The organism is Shewanella glacialipiscicola, from assembly GCF_023283485.1.
GTDB classification, from domain to species: Bacteria; Pseudomonadota; Gammaproteobacteria; order Enterobacterales; family Shewanellaceae; genus Shewanella; species Shewanella glacialipiscicola.
The window spans coordinates 38,377-59,147 of sequence record NZ_JAKILU010000010.1 but is presented as its reverse complement, the minus strand read 5'-3'; the positions used below and the strand labels follow the sequence as shown (position 1 = coordinate 59,147).

At 44.1% G+C, this 20,771-nt stretch carries 20 protein-coding genes; 8 read left to right on the top strand and 12 right to left on the bottom strand.

Annotated features, from left to right (window positions below; translation table 11 throughout):
* Positions 1–3: 3 nt before the first annotated feature.
* Together L2717_RS09785 and L2717_RS09780 are read right to left on the bottom strand one after the other, a co-directional pair.
* Positions 4–315 carry a hypothetical protein gene (locus tag L2717_RS09785; protein ID WP_220772141.1) on the bottom strand — a complete coding sequence of 104 codons (312 nt, stop codon included), beginning with the start codon at positions 313–315 and terminating at the stop codon, positions 4–6.
* Between the two features lie 147 nt (positions 316–462).
* The gene (locus L2717_RS09780) at positions 463–1,311 is read right to left on the bottom strand and encodes a hypothetical protein (protein WP_220772139.1); all 849 of its coding nucleotides are present in this window, start codon (positions 1,309–1,311) and stop codon (positions 463–465) included.
* Between the two features lie 273 nt (positions 1,312–1,584).
* Between L2717_RS09780 and L2717_RS09775 the strand changes: the two genes are divergently transcribed.
* The 4 genes from L2717_RS09775 (at position 1,585) to L2717_RS09760 (ending at position 4,488) form a co-directional block, all read left to right on the top strand.
* Positions 1,585–1,944 (top strand): DsrE/DsrF/TusD sulfur relay family protein, encoded by a 360-nt coding sequence (locus L2717_RS09775; protein WP_220772138.1) that lies wholly within the window; start codon positions 1,585–1,587, stop codon positions 1,942–1,944.
* A gap of 138 nt (positions 1,945–2,082) precedes the next feature.
* Complete coding sequence (locus L2717_RS09770; protein WP_220772136.1) at positions 2,083–2,481, top strand: nitrous oxide-stimulated promoter family protein; 399 nt, start codon at positions 2,083–2,085, stop codon at positions 2,479–2,481.
* Positions 2,482–2,841: 360 nt separating this feature from the next.
* Complete coding sequence (locus L2717_RS09765; protein ID WP_220772134.1) at positions 2,842–3,726, top strand: hypothetical protein; 885 nt, start codon at positions 2,842–2,844, stop codon at positions 3,724–3,726.
* A gap of 177 nt (positions 3,727–3,903) precedes the next feature.
* Positions 3,904–4,488, top strand: a complete 585-nt coding sequence (locus L2717_RS09760; protein ID WP_220772132.1) for a YSC84-related protein — start codon at positions 3,904–3,906, stop codon at positions 4,486–4,488.
* A gap of 79 nt (positions 4,489–4,567) precedes the next feature.
* Here L2717_RS09760 and L2717_RS09755 read toward each other — a convergent pair whose 3' ends face one another.
* The 6 genes from L2717_RS09755 to L2717_RS09730 form a co-directional block, all read right to left on the bottom strand.
* Complete coding sequence (locus tag L2717_RS09755) at positions 4,568–5,173, bottom strand: hypothetical protein (RefSeq protein ID WP_220772208.1); 606 nt, start codon at positions 5,171–5,173, stop codon at positions 4,568–4,570.
* Between the two features lie 104 nt (positions 5,174–5,277).
* Positions 5,278–6,315 (bottom strand): acyltransferase family protein, encoded by a 1,038-nt coding sequence (locus L2717_RS09750; protein WP_220772130.1) that lies wholly within the window; start codon positions 6,313–6,315, stop codon positions 5,278–5,280.
* Between the two features lie 2 nt (positions 6,316–6,317).
* The gene (locus L2717_RS09745) at positions 6,318–7,715 is read right to left on the bottom strand and encodes a hypothetical protein (RefSeq protein WP_220772128.1); all 1,398 of its coding nucleotides are present in this window, start codon (positions 7,713–7,715) and stop codon (positions 6,318–6,320) included.
* Positions 7,716–7,908: 193 nt separating this feature from the next.
* Entirely contained in the window at positions 7,909–8,259 is a 351-nt protein-coding gene (locus L2717_RS09740) for a YkvA family protein (RefSeq protein WP_220772206.1), read from the bottom strand.
* Between the two features lie 50 nt (positions 8,260–8,309).
* The gene (locus L2717_RS09735) at positions 8,310–9,068 is read right to left on the bottom strand and encodes a helix-turn-helix transcriptional regulator (RefSeq protein WP_220772126.1); all 759 of its coding nucleotides are present in this window, start codon (positions 9,066–9,068) and stop codon (positions 8,310–8,312) included.
* A 24-nt stretch (positions 9,069–9,092) separates the two neighbouring features.
* A complete protein-coding gene (locus L2717_RS09730; RefSeq protein WP_220772124.1) occupies positions 9,093–9,632 on the bottom strand; it encodes a YbhB/YbcL family Raf kinase inhibitor-like protein in 540 nt (179 codons plus the stop codon).
* Positions 9,633–10,100: 468 nt separating this feature from the next.
* Between L2717_RS09730 and speFL the strand changes: the two genes are divergently transcribed.
* From speFL to potE, 3 genes are all read left to right on the top strand, one after another.
* The gene (speFL, locus tag L2717_RS18245; protein WP_100199882.1) at positions 10,101–10,217 is read left to right on the top strand and encodes a leader peptide SpeFL; all 117 of its coding nucleotides are present in this window, start codon (positions 10,101–10,103) and stop codon (positions 10,215–10,217) included.
* A gap of 316 nt (positions 10,218–10,533) precedes the next feature.
* Entirely contained in the window at positions 10,534–12,696 is a 2,163-nt protein-coding gene (gene speF, locus L2717_RS09725; protein ID WP_220774111.1) for an ornithine decarboxylase SpeF, read from the top strand.
* Between the two features lie 84 nt (positions 12,697–12,780).
* Positions 12,781–14,100: a putrescine-ornithine antiporter gene (gene potE / locus L2717_RS09720; protein WP_220774110.1), complete on the top strand. Its 1,320-nt coding sequence runs from the start codon at positions 12,781–12,783 to the stop codon at positions 14,098–14,100.
* 178 nt (positions 14,101–14,278) lie between these two features.
* On the opposite strand, the gene L2717_RS09715 is transcribed toward potE, so the two are convergent.
* Complete coding sequence (locus tag L2717_RS09715; RefSeq protein WP_220774109.1) at positions 14,279–14,803, bottom strand: gluconokinase; 525 nt, start codon at positions 14,801–14,803, stop codon at positions 14,279–14,281.
* Positions 14,804–14,926: 123 nt separating this feature from the next.
* Between L2717_RS09715 and gntU the strand changes: the two genes are divergently transcribed.
* Positions 14,927–16,270 carry a gluconate transporter gene (gene gntU, locus L2717_RS09710; protein ID WP_220774108.1) on the top strand — a complete coding sequence of 448 codons (1,344 nt, stop codon included), beginning with the start codon at positions 14,927–14,929 and terminating at the stop codon, positions 16,268–16,270.
* A 38-nt stretch (positions 16,271–16,308) separates the two neighbouring features.
* Here the strand turns inward: gntU and gntR are convergent, their stop codons facing one another.
* The 3 genes from gntR to L2717_RS09695 form a co-directional block, all read right to left on the bottom strand.
* The gene (gntR, locus tag L2717_RS09705) at positions 16,309–17,307 is read right to left on the bottom strand and encodes a gluconate operon transcriptional repressor GntR (RefSeq protein WP_220774106.1); all 999 of its coding nucleotides are present in this window, start codon (positions 17,305–17,307) and stop codon (positions 16,309–16,311) included.
* Between the two features lie 377 nt (positions 17,308–17,684).
* Entirely contained in the window at positions 17,685–20,141 is a 2,457-nt protein-coding gene (locus tag L2717_RS09700; protein WP_220774104.1) for a YgiQ family radical SAM protein, read from the bottom strand.
* 213 nt (positions 20,142–20,354) lie between these two features.
* Positions 20,355–20,765 carry an MAPEG family protein gene (locus L2717_RS09695; RefSeq protein ID WP_220774103.1) on the bottom strand — a complete coding sequence of 137 codons (411 nt, stop codon included), beginning with the start codon at positions 20,763–20,765 and terminating at the stop codon, positions 20,355–20,357.
* Positions 20,766–20,771: the final 6 nt, after the last annotated feature.

The following is a 20,771-nucleotide window of genomic DNA, read 5'->3' as shown; positions in this document are numbered from 1 at the left end:
CACCTATTGGCTCAAGGTCTTGCAAACCAGCACCGACTTATCGTCAAGTTCACATAAATGTCCACACTGATAGACGCCAAGGCCAAAACCACTCACACCAGAGCGACTTAAACGCTGCATGCCGTGTGCCTTACTTTGGCATTGCTCTAATGTTTCATAGTAGCCATTAATCGCTTCGGTCTGTAAAGGCATCGCCGGAATGGCACTCGCATCGGGATAATAAAACAGTGTCCATTCTGCCGTTTTAGTACAGCCACTGAGTAACAGTATTCCAAACATAAATAAGGCGTTCGGTAAGACATAGCGTAGTTTCATTGTTCCCCTACTTAAGCCCATAAAATAGGCCCATAAAAAAAAGCGAACTAAGGTTCGCCTTTTGCGCATCAGTTAAGGAGGATTCTACACTGCCTAGACGAGGTAAATAACCGCTTTTCGCCTAAGGGTTTAATCCCTACATTCATGTTAAGTCATAGCAGCTTTGGTCTGGGCTTTTTCTATTCGACTAATACGGCCTTCAAAGCCCGTTACTGTGCCATCGCTCAACCCAAACTCTAATGCTTTACGACATAAGACAATAGCAGCATCGAACGCTTGAGTATCATTAAGCAGCGTCGCCAAGTGGAGGAAACCTGCAGATTTAAGCTCAGCAGTTTTACCTTGCTCAGCAGTCACCGCTTGGAATAATGCAATATACTCCTGTGCCAACTGAGCACCATAATTGAGATAATCAGCAGATTTACGCTGCTTGTAGCACTCACCCACCATATTTTGTAATGCACTGTAACGATCGCTTACTGAGGTTGCCGCTTGATACTCCTCAAAAGCTCGTTTCAAGGTCACATTCGCCCAATCGCCGGGCGATTGAGCACCAATCACTGGCACAGTAGCCTGAACTTCAGCCTTAAGTACATCAACACCAGCGACTTCAGATGGGTCATCTACAAATGTTGAACCTAAGATGATCACCGCCTCTTCGTTATGTGCCGCAGGAATATCGACCTCGATAATATCAGTGTCGATATCGACCGAAATATGCGTAGTATTCACTGTCTGTTTTGGGTCGCGCGGCATCAATTCGGCTTCAACTTCAATAACCGCTTCCACTACAGGAGTCCCTACGGCTAGCTCCACAGACTCAACTTGCTCGGGCTCTGCTGTAGATGAAATCGGTGCTTCTTCGCGAGGAACAACCGGCGTAATCGGCGCCGATTTAGGCTTCAACGCTTCTTGCTCCTTCTTCGCCAATCGTTGTGTGCGACGAAATAAAAACACACCGATTGCGATCAGTACGAATACGATTAAAATTTTCATTCTTGTTCACCTTTGATGCTGGCTTCTCGACATAAGCGATGCCAATGGGTATGCCAAAGTCCGTTAAAATCGTATCAATGACAACCGTGCTCACCTAGAATTGAGCAGAGATTAACCGCTATTAAAGTCCATTGTGTCGGTGCAAATCAAGTGTTTATACCTTTTTATACGATCTTGCACTCAAATAGTTATAGCCAATTGCGCTAGACTGCGACATCCGGGTTAGATTATTAACCTAATTCCGCTGTGTAATACACATTAAGGACAGCCCTGATGCAAAGTATTCTTATCGTCGCCCACGCCACACCCTATGGAACAGAAAAGCTATTTAATAGCTTACGCATCGCATTAGCACTGAAGGATCAAGATGAGCAAGCCGTCGATCTTAAGCTGTTTCTCATGTCTGATGCGGTGTTTGGGGTGTTAAAAAATCAAACCACACCTGATTTAAGTTACAACCTACAACAGATGTTTGAGATCCTCTTGGCGCAGCAAGTCCCTATTTTATTGTGTAAGACCTGTGCTCAAGCTCGAGGTGTGACTGCGGATATGATCATCGAAGGTGCGCACATAGGTACGCTGCAAGACTTAACCCGCTGGACACTCGCTGCAGACAAAGTGATGCATATCTAAAGCTTATTTTAGGTGCAACACTTAAGGTTATTTAAAGCCTCATTTTGTGCGCACCTTCATAAATTAATACTTCTGTTTTGTCAGCACTGGCTTCACTGCTTATGATGGGATATCCGAGTAATAGACTAAGGTATTCCAATGGACGCTGCGCAACTGCTAACGGGCAAACTGCTTTACGAGCACCAAACCATAGCTGCGATGGTGAAGATACATTGCAAAGCAAAGCACCAAAACCAAAATATAACCGGTCTATGCACTGATTGTATTGAGTTATTGGATTATGCCGCAACTCGCCTAGATCGCTGCCCCTACGGTCAGAGCAAACCAACCTGCAATAAATGCCCAGTACATTGCTACAAACCTGTGCAGAAGCAAATCGTTAAAGAGATTATGATTTTCTCTGGTCCTCGGATGCTGTTGCCACATCCTATTCGAGCAATCAAACACTTACTTGCCGAACGCACGCCTGTTCCGAGTGTAGTGCCAGAAGCAGCATCCAATCGCCACCAGCGCATTGCTATCCAGCAAAAAAACTAACCTCATTCTTTTATCACGCCAAGTTCCCTGATATAACAGGGCTCTAGGTGTATGCCTAAGCAATCTGAAGATACGAGTTTCAGAGCGCCTAAGGTGTGTAAATCCGAGACGAGTCAATAACAGAATGTCGGCCACCTTTTTAATTGATACGACACTCTAATACAGTTCCCTAAGTGCTCCGTCTTGGCGGGCTTTAACGCACTTTATGCGGTGTTGACTATTTTTAACTTAGCCCACTAAGTTAAAAATAACCGCAATCGCCTTGGATAGCGCGAAGGCCATTTATGCAGGAGCAATAAATGGCATAGCCTAAAGTGCGTAAAATTCCCACTGCATCTTCAGATTGTTTGGGTACCGAATATGAACGAATTTAATAGTTTTTTCGCTCAAGCTTATTGGTGGTTATCGCTATTTGGAGGCTTACATTGCCTCGCGTTAGCTATTTATATTCGCTATTTTTATCAGGCAGAAACACATCAAGGTTTGCTGGCTAGTTTCTTGAGCCTTATTGCACTGTATTTTCTTACAGGTTTAATTAACCGCGATAATACCCCGATCCCGATACATCTCTTATTTAATCTTATTAGTCCGATTTACTTTTTACTTATGCCTTTATTGTATTTGTACTGTAAAAGTAGTTTAAGTCAAATAAGTCAACCTATTGGTTTTTCAAAACATTACTGGCCAGCATTACTCACCTTACTCTTCGCTATTATCGATATTGTTTTAAAATTAACGGGATATCAAACAGGCGAATGGCAATCTATCGCTCTGCTCCTTAAAGAACTGAATATCAACCAGTGGAGCGCCTTGCTCCCCGCACTGTTATCAATACAAACCTGCTATTACTTTATTGCGTTATGGATGCTATTTCGCCTGCATAAACAAAAACAAAGAAATATCACACAACCCCAAGAGACACTCGGTACCATTCGGTTTCGTTGGTTAATAGGGTTAACGCTTGCCATGCTGTTAAATTGGCTGATACGTGTATTTGTAGTGATTCTGCCTTTTTATTTTGGTGATAATTTATCTTTACTATCCAATGCACTACCAAGGCTCACTTTACTGCTCAGCATGTATATGTTGGCCGTATACGGTTTAAAGCAAATCACCCGTTCAGCCTATTTAAAAGGTCGCATGGCCAAACAACCATTACAGCCACACGTGATTCAGAATGTCCTCACCCCTGAGGAGTATGAGTTTTTACACCAAGTTCAACAGGACGACAGTGAAAAAAAATAAGATTCTTAATGATCTAAGAACTTATCGGTACAACTATACTCCAATACACACCATCAATATGACTCTGTGGCAAGCAACTCGAATACTGAACCTCAGCTGACACTCAAGTCGTTTAGGCTGTTATTTATTTCGATAAAGGCTAGTCTGGAAAAAACCAAAGACTGAAGAGGCACTACCATGAAATCATTTTTAACTGCTATTGCGGCATCAACATGCCTAATCGTGAGTTTATTTACAGCACCAATCGCACAAGCAGACGAAAGCTACGAGCAGGCTGTGGTTAATTTTCAAAAAGCGAAAGAAACCAGTAAATTTTTCGACACCGCCTATGGCTACGCTTTGTTCCCTACTGTCGGGAAAGGCGGCATTGGTATTGGTGCAGCCTATGGTAAGGGTCGCGTTTATAAAGGCGGCGTTTATATGGGTGACTCCAGCCTGACTCAATTATCTATCGGTTTGCAACTAGGTGGGCAAGCCTATAGCGAAATCATTTTCTTTAAAGATGCTAAAGCGTATGAAAACTTCACCAGTGGCAGTTTCGAGTTTGATGCCCAAGCTTCAGCGGTGGCGATCAATATGGGCGCGAGCGCTCAGGCAGGAACGACGGGTAACTCCGCCACTGCGGGCCAAGCCGGCAGCAATAGCTCAGCCAGAGGCTCTTATATCAATGGCATGGCAGTATTTACCGCAGCTAAAGGCGGCTTAATGTTTGAAGCCGCACTGGCAGGACAAGCCTTTAGTTTCGAGCCTAAAGCAAACTAATAAACGGTATTAACTGTTAAAAAATGGCGAGCCGCAGGGCTCACCATTTTTATATGTCTATCTTATAAAAAATTTAAACTTACTTGTGCCCCCAAGGTGCTGGCGGCAAGGCAACTGGCTGAGTGAGATCAAAATCGACTTGAAAATTGCGGTTTGCGCGCGTGAGCTGGTAGCTAAACGTCGTTGGCGTAATCGCAATATGCCACACATTGGTGATCGACTGAGTTAAGCCATTTTTAACAAAATTATCGATTGAGTCTTTATCAATAGGAAAAGATTGCTTCAGTAATGTCCCGTCATTGATGGTATCACCGCCATACATAGTCACAGCGTCTTCGCTTCCATCTTGATGGCGATGATCATGTTTCAACTTAAGCCCTTGTTGCGCCTTAGTCAGCACCCAAGTACGTGAATGGTCATCACCCACATGGAACGGGATCTTAAGCTCAGTGTCGCTGCATTCGCGCACATGCATAATTAAAGATTTACCACTAAAATCTGAGTCTACAGCGTTACCGGAGACCACTTTACCCGCAAAGGCTTGACCACAATGGCCGGCGATTTGCGCAAAGAAAGTATTCTGAGTCTCAGTGGATAAAGGCTCAGTTTGAGCCGCTATGGATGGTAAAGCAATTGAAGATAAACTGGCGAGCACGAGGCTCTGTAGGGCAATTCTGGACTTCATCATGTTCTCCATTTTTTAGATGAAAAACACCCTAACACTAGGAAATAAATTCAAACTGAATTTTCCCTAGTGTTAGGGTAAATGTCGGCAATTAAGGTGCGAGATTACCAACCGATATACGTGCGTGAACGGTTACCGAGACGCTTCTTGATAAAACGAGCGGTAATAATACTGCCAACCATCAAGAAGATAAAAATCGCCGCAGAGAATAGTATGCTGGTTATCCAAGACCCAGGTGGTAAACGGAAACGCATTAAGGTCGCAGTCGCATTAAACATCATGTCGAAGAGCGGGTGAATAAAGAAAATCGCAAAACTCATCTCAGCTATTTCAACTAACCAAGGCAAACGACTGCGCTCTGATAACCATTCACAAAAATTAAGTGTCAACACGCATAAACTTAGCTTTTGAATAAACTGCCAATCAATACCATTATATTCAAACGGTGCTTTATGGTAATTACCAATATGCTGCACGACGTAACTCTGCTCGACTAAGCTGACGATTAAAAAAATCACTGCTAATGCACTGAAAATAGAACCAAAACGTCTCAGCAGATGTTCATCTTGGGAATATAGAATACCAATCAAATAGAAAGGCATAAAATACACCACAGAGTGGATAAAGTTGATATTCCCTATCGGCCTATGCAACAAAATAGCCGCCACACAGCTGAGTACAAATAGCGTCCAGCGCATCTGTTGCGAGCAACGGATAAACCACAAGAAAATCGGTGAAAATAAAAATACCGCCATGATGAATGGAATATACCAATGTGGATAAAGGATATAACCATTACGCACCGTATAAAAAACACTCAACAATAATTGTTCGAGCGACTGGTGCTCCATAAAGATCCAGCGTAAACATAGACAGACTAGGCCGATAAAAGATACAACTAAAAAAGGATAAAGCACATTTTGTACTTTATTTTTCATGAACTTCTTGTAATCAAAATCCTTATAAAAAATTCGATGGAAAAAGTATCCCGAGATAAACACGAATAATGCAGTGCCTCCTCGTAATAAGTTCTCCAGTAATAACGGGAAACCTTCCCCTGAGTTATAAATACTGTGGCCAAGTACGATAAAGATAATCGCAATGCCACGCATGTAGGTAAATTCGAGCTGATTTTTTCTCATTATTAATTCATCGCACAGTAGAGGGTTCTTCCATCAACAACACTCGCAGAAACCCTAATAGTTCCATGGACTTCTGCTTCATTAAATACCAGATACTGACCCTCTCGTTGAAAAGGGAATACCAAAGGTAACAGAGTTGCAGCTTCAATGCCCTCACAAAAATTCTGCATCGGCACATCGAGCAACGGACTGCCACTCACGGACAAGTTACCAAATTGCGAACTCATCCCTAAATAGGCTTGCGTCATCTCATCTTGATAGGGCACAACATAAAAACCAGAACGCACCGTACCGATATCAATAAAACTGCTGCTATCACTCACGCTCGGCATCACCAATAATGGCACTTTGGGATCCTGCACTTTGAGTAACAGCTGAGATAACTTCTCTTGTGTGGCGGGATAGTAAGCCAACATATCCTGTAAGTATTTTTTCTGTTTATTATCTTTTTTCTCTGGAGCTTGTATCGGTTTAATGCGATTTAATAATATATCCACTGGCAACATCCCCGACATGACCGACTCTTTCCATCGGTAAGGATCTTGAGTGCTATCCAACAATATGCCTGCCAGAGCGCCTATATTTTCTGCCTCAGCAGTCCAGCCACCCCACATTACCTGTTGTTGATAATAGTCATGCACATATTGAGTCAGTATTTGTTGATAACCGAGTAAGGTTTGATTTCGGCTTAATAAACGAGCGCCAGCAACTAACTCAACATATTTGGCACTACCTTCTATTAAATCATTGATATAGCTTACGCGGTCTTCATTGGGTGCCACTTGGCGCCACTGCTGCAACCAATAGGCGGCATGACCTAAAAACAAAGACTGCTGCTCAGGTTCTGCTAATGCCGCCATTAAGGCGTCAAATAACTCTAAACGATAATAACGAGCATCGAAGTTGAGAGGAAAAACTTCACCTTCATAATGGCGGCTATCTTCTAATACCCGCCATTCGGATTGTGCATAAAAATGAAAAGCTTCATGCAAGGCGTTACCCGCCCAGATTAGAAAAGTGAGGTCTGTAGATTTAGTGTCGGCGTTAAATTGAATATTCGGCGCCTCAAGCTGGATTAATACACCGGGCTGACCTTGATACTGCGGAAAGCCAAAGTTGACTGACAGACCCGAATGCAGGTTCACGGATTCTAAGACACTATTGTCTTGAATAACCTCGCCTCCGGGTTGACGTAGCCAAACGTTACCACCATAACTGAAAAGGTGTACTTTATCTTCAAGACGAAATCCCGGCCATAAGGCTTCACTCTGGCGACTATTTTGTGCCATAAAATCGAGGTAAAGACGGGCGAGTTGTTCCGGAGATGCTTCATCGGCAAACGCAGGAGTAGTGGCAGAAACACCTAAAAACCATAGGATCACCACCATAATATTTTTCATTTATCAGCCTAAACCAACACGAGGGGTTCACAAAACAGCGCTAGCATATAGCGCAATCAAGCAATAGTGAAACGTTTGTAAAAAAATATATTTACTCTAGCCATTTTAAGTACAAGCCAGCGCTTGGAGTCCGAATAAAATCATATTTTTAGCATTATTCCACCGTGATTAAATCATGGCATACGCAGGATGCTTAAACCTTAGGTTCATTCGGTTTATCTCCAAACCACAGTGCGAGCTTATCCGCCGCGCGAGATTTAACCTCATCGTCAATGTATAAGCTCACCATAGTTAGCGCCGCGGCAAGAGCCCCTAAATCGTCAGTAAAGCCAACTAAAGGCGTCAAGTCAGGAATGGCATCTAAGGGCGAAATAAAATATGCCAGAGCACCAAAAATAACTGATTTAGCCCATTTAGGCGTATTCGGCTGCTGCGACGCATAATAAAGCCACAGAGCACGCTCGATCACTTCCCTGCCCGCCTGACGACTAAAGAGTTTAATCTTGTTCCAAAATCCGCTGTCGGTAAATTGCTCATCCGCCATCATATCTCTCCTGCAGTTTAAGATTATTTAAGTTTCAATCCACTCCTTATTTACAGTGTACGACGATAAGCCGCAGGGGTCAGGCCAAATTGTTGCTTAAAACGTAAGGAAAACTTTTCCGCAGATTGATAACCACAAGCTAAAGCGACTTGCAGTAATGGTTCGCCTGAGTTTTGCAGCATGGCCAAACCATGGCTCAGCCGGACTTCGACTAATAATTGCCTAAAACTGGTATCTTCTAGCGCCAATTTACGCCTAAGGCTAGCTGTACTCATGTGTAACTTGTCAGCTATCTCCTCCTGCTGCCATAGTGCCGAAGGACTCACGCTCATCAAGGCTAAGGCAGCTTGAGTCACGCTGCGCTGCGTGTGACCATACAACCAGTTCACACTGCGTTTATCCGGCAAACTGAGCAGTAACGCGGCCAGATAATGCAGCTGAACAGAATCCGTCAGAGACAAGCTCAAACTCTGCAATAATGCATTCCAAGCTAAGTCCACCGCGCGCGATACGTTTTGGACTGGCATGGGGTCACGCCAATCGGCAGTGTTCAGTAAAATGCCTTGGGGTAAATCGTGAGGGAGCAATAACTGCACTGCCCGATAGCGCCCAAGAAAAGGCCGATTCACAAAGCTGATATGCGACCCGGCAGGAATTAACAGTAACTGACCTTGGCCCACCAAAACGGATTCGTCTTGCCAAAGTAAAGACTTTTCCCCATGAATAACTCGAATAATCGACGGCTGGTGCACAGGTACTTGAGATAAAGATTGTGCCTGCTTCGAATCATATTCAAACAAACGGATCATGACACCAGCCTAATTATCAGTGGATTATCGGTTATATACCGCGGTCAACTTGGCGCTACCTAAGGCTTGTGCTCTGAGCATAAAACCTAATAATGCAGGGCTAGCGTCCTTTGGCAGCTCTAATGCACTAGGCAATGCCCACACAGTAAATTCATACCTGTGTACGCCATGCCCTTCTGGCGGACAAGCGCCACCAAAGTCAGTGGTGCCGAAGTCATTTTTCAAGGCGATAGCACCTTTGGGCAGGGCATTAGCATGCGAACCAGCACCTTGCGCCAATGATGTTTGTGCTGCGGGTAAGTTATATACGGCCCAGTGCCACCAACCACTGCCCGTTGGTGCATCAGGATCATAAACCGTCACCGCAAACGCTTTCGTCCCCGCAGGTACTTCAGTCCAAGTCAGTTGTGGCGAAATGTTCTCACCTTGGCAACCGAAACCATTAAATACTAATTGCGATGTGAATTTATTGCCCTCGCTCATATCTTTGCTCGTTAACGTCATAGCATGTGCCTGTCCAAATAAGCCCAACACTAAACTCGCCCCTAGCCACCATTTATTCATGTCTATCTCCTATTGATGTTTCGACCTGACCAATCTACGTCAATCTAAAAGATAACATCTGCCCTAAAACGGCAACTTTCTGCCCAAAATGCTCAAATATGAGAATAAAACTGTCATTTTTGCAATCCTTGAGCATGCAGGCAGTTTTGTAAAGCGAATTTATGCATAACCATGCAAGTGCGTCATGCGGTATAAACTAAGATACTTATTACCACAGCCCTTTAATTAAGATTAGAAAAAAATAATAAGATATTTTATGCAAATAGTATCATTTAAATAATGCTGGCAATATTTACTTTCATAATTGAGATAACGATACTTAAGTATGATTGACTCAATCTAATAATGATAAATAAGTTAAATCAAAGTGCTGACTATTAAAAAGTAAGACATAGGTCATGATTTTATTTATAACTGACATATAAACTTCACTCCGTAATAAAACCTAACTATTTTCTCTAAGTCATAATGGAGTCGTATATGAAGAGGAAATCTAAAATAATGGCGCATATCCGGCGCACACGGCATATCATGATGCCCAGTCAACGTGACTATTTCGATCACTCCTTTATCTTCCTCCGCTAATTTCAGCGCAGTAAGTAGGCCAACGAACAGGTCTAAAGTGCTATTGCTCTAATTTTTGCAAACACTTAATGTACTGTCTTTATTGGTTTATTAACTTGCATCACTATCAAAGCATTTTTTATCCGTGTAGCTTTACTGAGGCTAAGCTATTTGCACGCTTAATAAATATATTTTAACTTTTATTTATTTCGCCAAATAAGCACAACCACATCTAATCTGCGCCCGAAATAGCTATATCTAATTTTTATACTATTAATTTTTAATTAGGTATAGGCACACTTGTATCTATTTTTTAAAAGTAAAAGGGAAATTAACTATGAAATCATTAAAGGTAGCCGCTAGCTTATCTGTTAGATCTTGTTTCGATATCGACAGAGAAGTCGTCAATGTATTAACCACAGATTTTTGCGATGTGGGCGCGGCTGTAGTCTCTGTTGATGATGTTAGAAACGGTATTGTTGAAAAGATTAAAAATACCGGATTAAAACTACCCATTTTTGTTTCAGTTTGCTGTGAAGAAACTTTCCCAGATGATGTTTGTTCATCTATTACAGGGGTATTTGAACTCTGCGGCGATAACACTGACTTCTACGGAAAACAGGTTGAAACTGCAGTCAATAAATATGAACAAGCGCTATTACCTCCTTTCTTCGGCACATTGAAAAAATACGTTGAAATGGGTAATTCCACCTTTGCTTGCCCAGGTCATCAAGGCGGACAATTCTTCCGTAAACATCCTGTGGGTCGTCAGTTTTTCGACTTTTTTGGCGAAACGATTTTCCGCGCCGATATGTGTAACGCCGACGTCAAATTGGGTGATTTACTGATCCATGAAGGCGCGCCACTTGCAGCGCAGAAATATGCTGCCAAAGTCTTTAATGCCGATAAAACCTACTTTGTACTTAACGGGACTTCATCTTCAAATAAAGTGGCGACCAATGCGCTGCTTGCTAAAGGCGACCTGGTATTATTTGACCGCAATAACCACAAATCAAATCACCATGGTGCGTTAATTCAAGCCGGTGCAACACCAATTTATTTAGAAACAGCGCGTAATCCCTTCGGTTTTATTGGTGGCATTGACGCTCATTGCTTCCAAGAGTCCTATTTAAGAGATCAAATTCGCGAAGTCGCCCCAGAAAGAGCCGATGAAAAACGCCCTTTCCGCTTAGCGATTATCCAACTAGGCACCTATGACGGCACTATCTACAATGCTCGACAAGTAATTGATAAAATTGGTCATCTGTGTGACTACGTCTTGTTTGACTCGGCTTGGGTCGGTTACGAACAGTTCATCCCAATGATGAATGAATGCTCACCACTCTTGCTAGAACTGACCGCCGAAGATCCTGGTATTATCGTGACTCAGTCGGTACATAAACAGCAGGCGGGTTTCTCACAAACATCACAAATCCATAAAAAAGATAAGCATATCAAAGGTCAAGATAGATACTGCAACCATAAACGCTTCAACAATGCTTTTATGATGCATGCCTCTACTAGCCCCTTCTACCCTTTATTTGCGGCACTAGATGTGAACGCGAAAATGCATGAAGGCGCAAGCGGTCGTTACCTGTGGCGCGAAGCGGTAAAAGCGGGTATAGAAGCACGTAAGCTACTGCTGAAAAAGTGTAAATATATCAAACCATTCGTTCCGACCATGATAGATGGCCGCCTATGGCAAGACTATGAAACAGAGCAAATGGCCGATGACTTACGCTTCTTCGAATTCGAGCCCGGTCAAAAATGGCATTCATTCGAAGGTTATGAAAAAGGCCAATACTTCGTTGACCCTTGTAAGTTCCTATTAACCACACCAGGCATAGATGTAGAAACGGGTAAATATACCGACTTTGGTATTCCAGCCACTATTTTGGCTAACTTCTTACGAGAAAATAATATTATTCCTGAGAAGTGCGACTTAAATTCGATTTTATTCCTGATGACGCCTGCGGAAGATATGGCCAAGATGCAACACTTGGTCTCACAAATATCTCGATTCGAGAAATTAGTCGATGAAGATGCGCCATTATCAGAAGTATTGCCTAACGTCTATAACGCGAATAAAGCGCGCTATCAAGACTATACCATCCGCCAACTCTGCCAAGAAATGCACAATCTTTATGTCAGCCATGATGTAAAACAACTGCAAAAAGAAATGTTCCGTAAAGCGCATTTCCCAATCAAAGTCATGGATCCACAAGAAGCAAATTTAGAATTTATTCGTGGCAAAGTCGAATTAGTGCCGCTATCGCAAATTGAGGGAAGAATTGCCGCGGAAGGTGCGCTTCCTTACCCACCAGGAGTGCTATGTATGGTACCAGGTGAAATATGGGGTGGCTCTGTTCAACATTATTTCCAAGCTCTCGAAGAAGGTATCAATCTATTACCTGGATTCTCACCAGAACTACAAGGTGTTTATCTCGAAAACACTCCAGACGGTAAAATTCAAGCTATGGGCTATGTACTAAATAAATAATGAAGACTGACTGCAGAGTTAATTAATCCGCTCTGCAGTCAATTTCATACTCCCTATAATAATTCACCTAATTAGGTTATTAGTATGAGTAAATCAGAAAATAAAATTGGCGTCGTCCAATTAACGATTATCACCATAGTCAACATGATGGGTTCGGGCATTATTATGCTGCCCACCCAATTAGCTCAAGTCGGTACTATTTCGATTTTATCTTGGTTAGTCACAGCCGCGGGTTCAACTGCCCTCGCCTATGCGTTTGCTAAGTGCGGTATGTTCAGTAAGAAATCCGGTGGTATGGGCGGTTATGCCGAATATGCCTTCGGCCGCTCTGGCAACTTTATGGCCAACTACACCTACGCCGTTTCGCTGCTCATCGCCAACGTCGCGATTGCTATTTCGGCCGTAGGTTATGCCGCCGTGCTGCTCGATGTAAACTTAAGCCCGATGGCCATTTGTCTTGCAACCATTGGCGTGCTTTGGCTGGCAACGATTGCTAACTTCGGTGGTGCCCGTATCACAGGTCGTGTGAGTAGCGTGACTGTGTGGGGGATTATTCTGCCCGTAATTGGTGTGTCGCTAATTGGTTGGTTCTGGTTCGACATCGACCTCTACAAAGGCGCATGGAACCCGCATGATATGCCATTTTTCAAAGCTTTAGGCGGTTCTATCGCGATGACTTTGTGGGCATTCCTTGGTTTAGAATCGGCCTGTGCAAACTCAGAAGCCGTCGATAATCCAGAGAAAAACGTACCGATCGCAGTAATGGCCGGAACCTTAGGTGCAGCGGTAATTTATATCATCTCTACCAATGTCATTGCCGGTATTGTGCCAAACGCCGAACTTGCCATGTCGAACGCACCCTTCGGTTTAGCCTTCGCGCAAATGTTTAACCCTGTCGTGGGTAAAATCGTGATGGCCTGCGCCATTATCTCTTGTACTGGCTCGTTATTAGGTTGGCAGTTCACTATTGCCCAAGTGTTTAAAGCCTCTGCCGATGAAGGATTCTTCCCTAAAATATTCTCTAAAGTCAGTAAAGCCGACGCGCCAATTTGGGGTATGACCATTATCGTATCCATCCAAACTGTTTTATCTCTGATGACCATTAGTCCATCACTGAGCAAACAGTTCGAAGCACTCGTTAACCTTGCCGTCGTCACCAACATTGTGCCTTACATACTGTCGATGGCTGCCCTTGGCATAATGCAAAGACAACAAAAAGTGCCCTTTAATAAAGCCCGTATTGCCAACGTGATTGCAGTGATCGGTGCCTTGTATAGCTTTTATGCCCTCTATAGCTCAGGCGAAACCGCAGTAATGCTTGGCGCCATAGCCACCTTCTTCGGTTGGACTATCTTCGGTGTGATCTCAAACAAAGCGCCCGTTGCCGATACTCGTCCAGCCTAAATACGGCTAAGACATATCGAAAACAATTAATTAGGGGTCATAGGCTAGCCTATGCCCCCTAGAGAATACCTGCTTATGGCTTATCAATAAGACTCGTCTCGCTCTTTAAAGCAAAGGTCAATCCCCAAAAGTCATCACCAATGGTAAGCCTTATGCTCTGTTCCAATGTTAGACATTACTATTTTTCGCCATTTATCGCCTGAATACAGCGCTGCACCACTTCTTCAAAAGATCCATCGATGCTCACTTGGATAACATCAGCTTCATCAGTAGCGGGTATTTCCAGCGTGTCGAACTGACTTTTGAGCAGCTCAATCGGCATGAAGTGGGCTTTTCTCGCCAACATGCGTTGCTTGACGAGTTCAAAGTCACCGTATAGATGAATAAATACGACTTTGCTATTGCCTTGACGTATTAAATCACGGTAATGGCGACGCAGTGCAGAGCAGACAATAACTCCCCGTTCAGCTTTTTGCTCAATACTATATACAGCATCATTGATACGCTCTAGCCAAGGGGCACGATCAGTGTCGTTAAGCGCTGAGCCCGATTTCATCTTGATGATATTGGCTCTAGGGTGCAGGTCATCACCATCAATAAATTTTGTCTCTAACGCCTGTGCGACCGCTGCACCAATCGAAGATTTACCACAACTAGAGACGCCCATGAACACATAGCTATCGCCTTTTTTTGTCTTAGTCATTTCTGTTAACCTCGGGCTCATTTTCCATTTTTGTTACTTCCCACCTTATCATATTACGGGTAATATGTTACCGGTAACCTCCAAAAATGTGGACAACTTAACGAACAAGGAAAAGTACCTATTATGTCCGATATGTCATTGATCCTGACAGCGCTCGGTTCAATCGCCTTGCTACTGTTCTTAGTGATGAAAGTAAGATTACATGCCGTAGTATCACTGATACTGGTGTCGATAGTGGCTGGGCTTTTCTCTGGCATGAACCCCGCTGATATCACAAACACGATTCAACAAGGCATGGGAGGCACCTTAGGTTTTGTTGCTGTTGTGGTCGCTTTAGGTGCGATGTTTGGACGGGTAATGGAAGAAACCGGCGCGCTGGATCAGATAGCCCATACCCTGTTAAATAAATTTGGTAACAACAAAGCTCACTGGGCGATGACCTTTACGGGCTTTATCTGTGCGCTACCCCTCTTTTTTGACGTTGCGGTTGTACTGCTGATTGGCATCGCCTTTGCTGTAGTTCGAAAGGGGGGCGGCAGCGTAGTTAAAATAGGGATTTCGCTACTCGCGGGTATCGCAACCTGTCAGGCGTTTCTGATTCCCGCACCAGGGCCCATTTTGGTCGCTTCCCAACTTAATGCTGATTTTGGCTACATGATAGTGTTCGGTTTGTTGGCATCCATTCCAGCAATGATTTTAGGCGGCCCGCTCTTTGCCAGTCTTATTGCCAAAAAAGTCCATGTTGAGCTGCCAGCCCACGAGCAGCAGGAAAAAGGTGAACGAGAAGGCGGACCTATTCCCTCATTTGCTTTATCAATCAGTATTGTAATTTTTCCACTGCTGCTTATCGGCTTAAAAACGATTGTTTCACGCTTTATTGATGAAAAATCCGATCTGCATAATTGGCTCGCATTGATTGGTCATCCATTTACCGCCATTTTGCTCGCCTGTTTAATCGCATTCTATGTGCTGGGTGTTAGGCGTAATATCCCCAATGACCGCATTATGGAAATCTGTAGTAGTGCGCTTCAACCTGCTGGAGTCATTATTCTAGTCACCGGTGCCGGCGGCGTGTTTAAGCAAGTTTTGATTGATTCAGGTGTAGGCGATGCGTTAGGTAATATTTTAGCGGGTTCAGGTTTACCGATTGTGATACTGGCCTTTATTTTGTCGGCTTCTGTGCGCGTTATTCAAGGTTCGGCCACTGTGGCTATGTTAACCGCTTGCGGCCTTATCATCCCGATACTTGAACCACTAAACTTAGGTGGCGCTCAATTGGCGGCAATTACCATTGCCATTGGCGGTGGCTCGATTGTGCTTTCGCACGTCAATGACTCAGGCTTCTGGCTCGCTAACCGTTTTCTTGGATTGTCGGAAAAACAAACGCTGCAAACGTGGACCGTGATGGAAACCATTATTGGTACGACGGGCGGCATAGTTGCAGTCATTATCTCTGCGTTTCTTTAATCACAATAGATATATTGAACCAAAGACTCTAGGGGAAACTACAAGGTTTCCCCTAGATCAATCCGATAACCTAGCTCTATGACGGATTGTTCGATCTCTTTGCCATTTAACCTATCTAATAACTCAGTTGCTGCTATACGACCAATGTCATTTCTTGGGGTAATAATACTCGCCAATTTTGGCGTCATAGATTGGCCAATATCATGGCCATGAAACCCCGCAACACCTATCTGCTCAGGCACTTTAATCCCTTGTCTTTGGCACTCAAATATCACCCCTGCGGCCAAATCATCGTTAGTGCAAAAAAAACTGTCCACGTAGGGATATTTCGCTAAGGTTTGTTGTAACAGCGATGCCCCTAAAGAAAACGAAGAAGCATCATTGGTGGTCATCGCCAAGGGTGTGAGCTTAGCTTCTGCCATTGCTAACTCGTAGCCTTGCATCTTAAGTTGGGTGCGCACATCCATTCGAGCGCCTAAGTAAGCAATGTGTAGATAGCCTTGTGTAATCATGGCTTGCACCATCTCGTAAGCGGCAGCAGTGTTATCAAAACCAACACATTGCTGAATCGCAGGCGACACGCTATCCATCATTTCGATTACCGGAATACCCGCTGTTTCAATCATTCGTACGGTACGTGGGGTGTGGTAACTCTCAGACAAAAGTAATCCATCAATATTATAAGAGAGCAGTGATGCAATCCGCTCCTCTTCTACTTCAGCCTGATAACCATAGTGAGCCAGCATGGTTTGATAACCGCGTTGACCGGCCACATTCTCGATACCGCGCAGCACTTCTGCAAACACTTGGTTGGTTAAAGAAGGCACTAATACACCAATGGCGCGGCTAGTTGATTGAGCCAAGATTTCTGGCGCACGATTAGGGATATAGCCTAATGTTTCTAGCGCGATAGCGATCTTTTCTTGAGTGCTTTGTGCCACCCTTGTTGGATTTTTTAAATAGCGGCTCACCGTCATTTTGGTCACACCAACTTGATCGGCAACATCTTGAAGAGTAGGTCTGCGCTTTTTATTCATAGTATCTAATGTTAGTTAACAAGCCGCGGATATGGGTGAGATGTATAGCTAAAATATCGAATATAAACAAACAGTAGGCATAATCATCACTCGGAGATCTTATAATAGTTCATCTAGTGATACCAGCTACGGACTATTTTATCGTCAGCTTCTCGTTTTTGATAATTTACCGATAAATAGTAACTGGTAGTATTAGGCACAAAGCTCAGACGATAACGCGCCTGTATCTGCTTATTTAAAGCAAAGCATGGACATATTTCAGCAAGGCAGACTCGCGGTAAAAAAGGATTAGATAGGGTGTTACGGGATAATCATGCTACAAGGCCACTCCACGTTCTGGAATGGCCTTGTTATATTGGTCGGCAGCTAAAAAGTGATTACTTAACCTGTTGATTACCTTGAGAGGATTTACCCGCAGCTTTACCACCACTTCTTGATGGATTTGTACCTTTTATCCCGGCACCGCTCTGGACTTGAGTACCGCCTTTAGTCTGGGAGTTTGACTTAAAACCTGACTGACCAAAGGGCGCTTTAGCGCCAGGACGACTCGAATTGGCTCCGCTGGGCTTAGATCCACTAGGTTTAGATCCCGCTGGCTTAGTGCCATTCGCTGCGGGTTTCCCACCTTTAATGACAAGTTTTGATTCTGCGTTAGCGTTAGCCTGAGCACCACCTTTAGCCGAACCTTTAGATTTACCATCGCCTTTACGGTCATCAAACTGATTACCCGAAAAGCGCGTGAAGGCTTTTTGACCTTGGTTAGCGTCTTTCATCCACTTAGGCCCGCGTTCATTACGACCTTCTGGTGGCACTAATTGATGCGGACTATTGCCAATTAAGTCTTCACGTCCCATGGCAGTTAATCCTTCACGGATCAATGGCCAACCCGCGGGGTCGTGATAACGCAGCAAGGCTTTGTGCAAACGACGTTGGCGACCTTTTTTCGGCACAGGTACCACCTCACTGGTGTGCTTGACGTTTTTCAGCGAGTTTAATTCGGTATGATAAATCGTGGTCGCATTGGCCATAGGTGATGGATAAAAGTTTTGCACTTGATCGAGCTTGAACTTACGTTCCTTCAACCACAGCGCTAAATTCACCATGTCTTCGTCGGTCGTGCCTGGATGCGCCGAAATAAAGTAAGGGATCAGGAACTGCTCTTTACCCGCTTCTTTCGAGAACTTGTCGAACAGTTCTTTAAACTTATCGTAAGCGCCCATGCCAGGTTTCATCATCTTATTGAGCGGCCCTTCTTCGGTATGCTCAGGGGCAATTTTTAAATAACCGCCAACATGGTGCTGCACTAATTCTTTGACATACTCTGGATTTTCAATCGCCAAGTCATAACGCACACCCGATGCAATTAATACCTTCTTAATACCTGGCACAGCGCGCGCCGCACGGTACAAGTCGATAGTGTGTTTATGATCTGTGCCTAAGTGGCCACAAATTGATGGGAATACGCAGGATAAACGGCGGCAGGTTTTTTCAGCTTTCTCGCTAGTACAACCTAAGCGATACATGTTAGCGGTTGGACCACCTAAGTCAGAAATAACACCTTTAAATCCCGGGATTTTTTGTTGAATATCTTTGATTTCTTTAACAATCGACTCTTGTGAGCGACTTTGAATAATTCGACCTTCATGCTCGGTAATCGAACAGAAAGAGCAGCCTCCAAAGCAACCACGCATGATATTAATTGAGGTTTTAATCATGTCGTAAGCAGGGATTTTATCCTTGCCATAAATCGGATGTGGTACACGTTGATAGGCTAAATCAAATACCGCGTCCATTTCATCGGTATTAAGCGGCCATGCAGGCGGATTGACCCAAACAGCGCGGTCGCCGTGGGGCTGAAATAGCGCACGAGCACAGCCTGGGTTTTGCTCTTGATGTAAAATCCGCGAAGCATGGGCGTATAAATATTTGTCTTCAGAGACTTTTTCAAATGCTGGCAGCAATACATAGGTTTTATCCCATGGCTTAGGGCGCGGAGGTTGTACACTAATAGCTTTAGGCGCTTCGTTGTCAAAAATCTTTACATCCGATGGGCCAGATAAGTTAGTACAACCTACATCATCGCCACCATAAGGGTTTTGCAGTGGTTCGATTTTATGCAGTTGGTCAATCTTGCGCGAGTCCATACCGCGCCATTCTGGTAATGGCTCTTTACGGATAACAGCTGTGCCACGCACATCGTGCAGCGAACTAATCGGTTCACCTGCTGCTAAACGACGCGCGACTTCAACTAAAGGCCGCTCGGCATTGCCATACATCAGCAAATCGGCCTTTGCGTCAAAAATCACACTGCGACGCACTTTGTCAGACCAATAATCATAATGGGCGATACGGCGTAAACTGGCTTCGATGCCGCCAATGATCACTGGCACCTCTTTAAAGGCTTCTTTACAACGTTGGGTATATACGGTTACCGCGCGATCAGGGCGCTTACCGCCAATATCTCCGGCGGTATAAGCATCGTCAGAACGTAAACGACGGTCAGCGGTATAACGGTTGATCATTGAATCCATGTTGCCAGCGGTTACGCCGAAAAACAGGTTGGGTCGGCCCAGTTGCATAAAGGCATCTTTACTCGACCAATCGGGTTGAGAAATAATCCCCACACGATAACCTTGTGCTTCTAACATTCGGCCGATCACCGCCATGCCAAAGCTTGGATGATCCACATAAGCATCGCCCGTGACTATAATAACGTCACAGCTATCCCAGCCAAGCTTATCCATCTCCTTGCGAGACATAGGTAAGAAAGGCGCAGTACTGTCGCCCGTACCCCAATATTTGGGATGACTAAAGAGTGTGGATTCAACTTGCATCGTTTGTGACCCGAAAACGTAGTATCAAATAAAGGCGTCACTGGAACAGCGATGCCAATTTAGGGACGCGGAGTATAGCAGGCAACGAAGGATAAGTACGATTAAAAAAACATCAACCAAGGCATATTTGAGAGTATTTAAGCCTTAAGTGCAATACCCTTAAATCCGCTATGGATATGGCTTAGGGCGAAATCGACCGCCCATCTTACAAGCCTACCATCCCTTTGCTAACCCTTGGATAAAATACAACAAATCCACCAGCGCCAAACTGATAATCACTAGCCAAGTGAGTAATACACCCCAAAAGCGGCCAAAATGATAACCGCCTTGGCCGTGAGTTAACCCAATAGCATGCAGTAAGCGTGCGACTATCCACACAGTACCAAAGCAATGCAAATAGAATACTGGCAAGCCACCCGTCTCAGCCACCAGCATCAAAATTAATACGATAGGTGCATTTTCCATCAGGTTAGCATGGACTCTGCATGCCAAGGAAAGCGCGCTATTACCACTATCCCCAAGGCCAATCTTGTGGCTTCTTCTTAATTTTACGACTCGATAAGCTAAAGCTACGGAGAGTAATCCCGTAAGGCTAGCGTAAAGGCCCGTCACCATCATAGACATAGATAT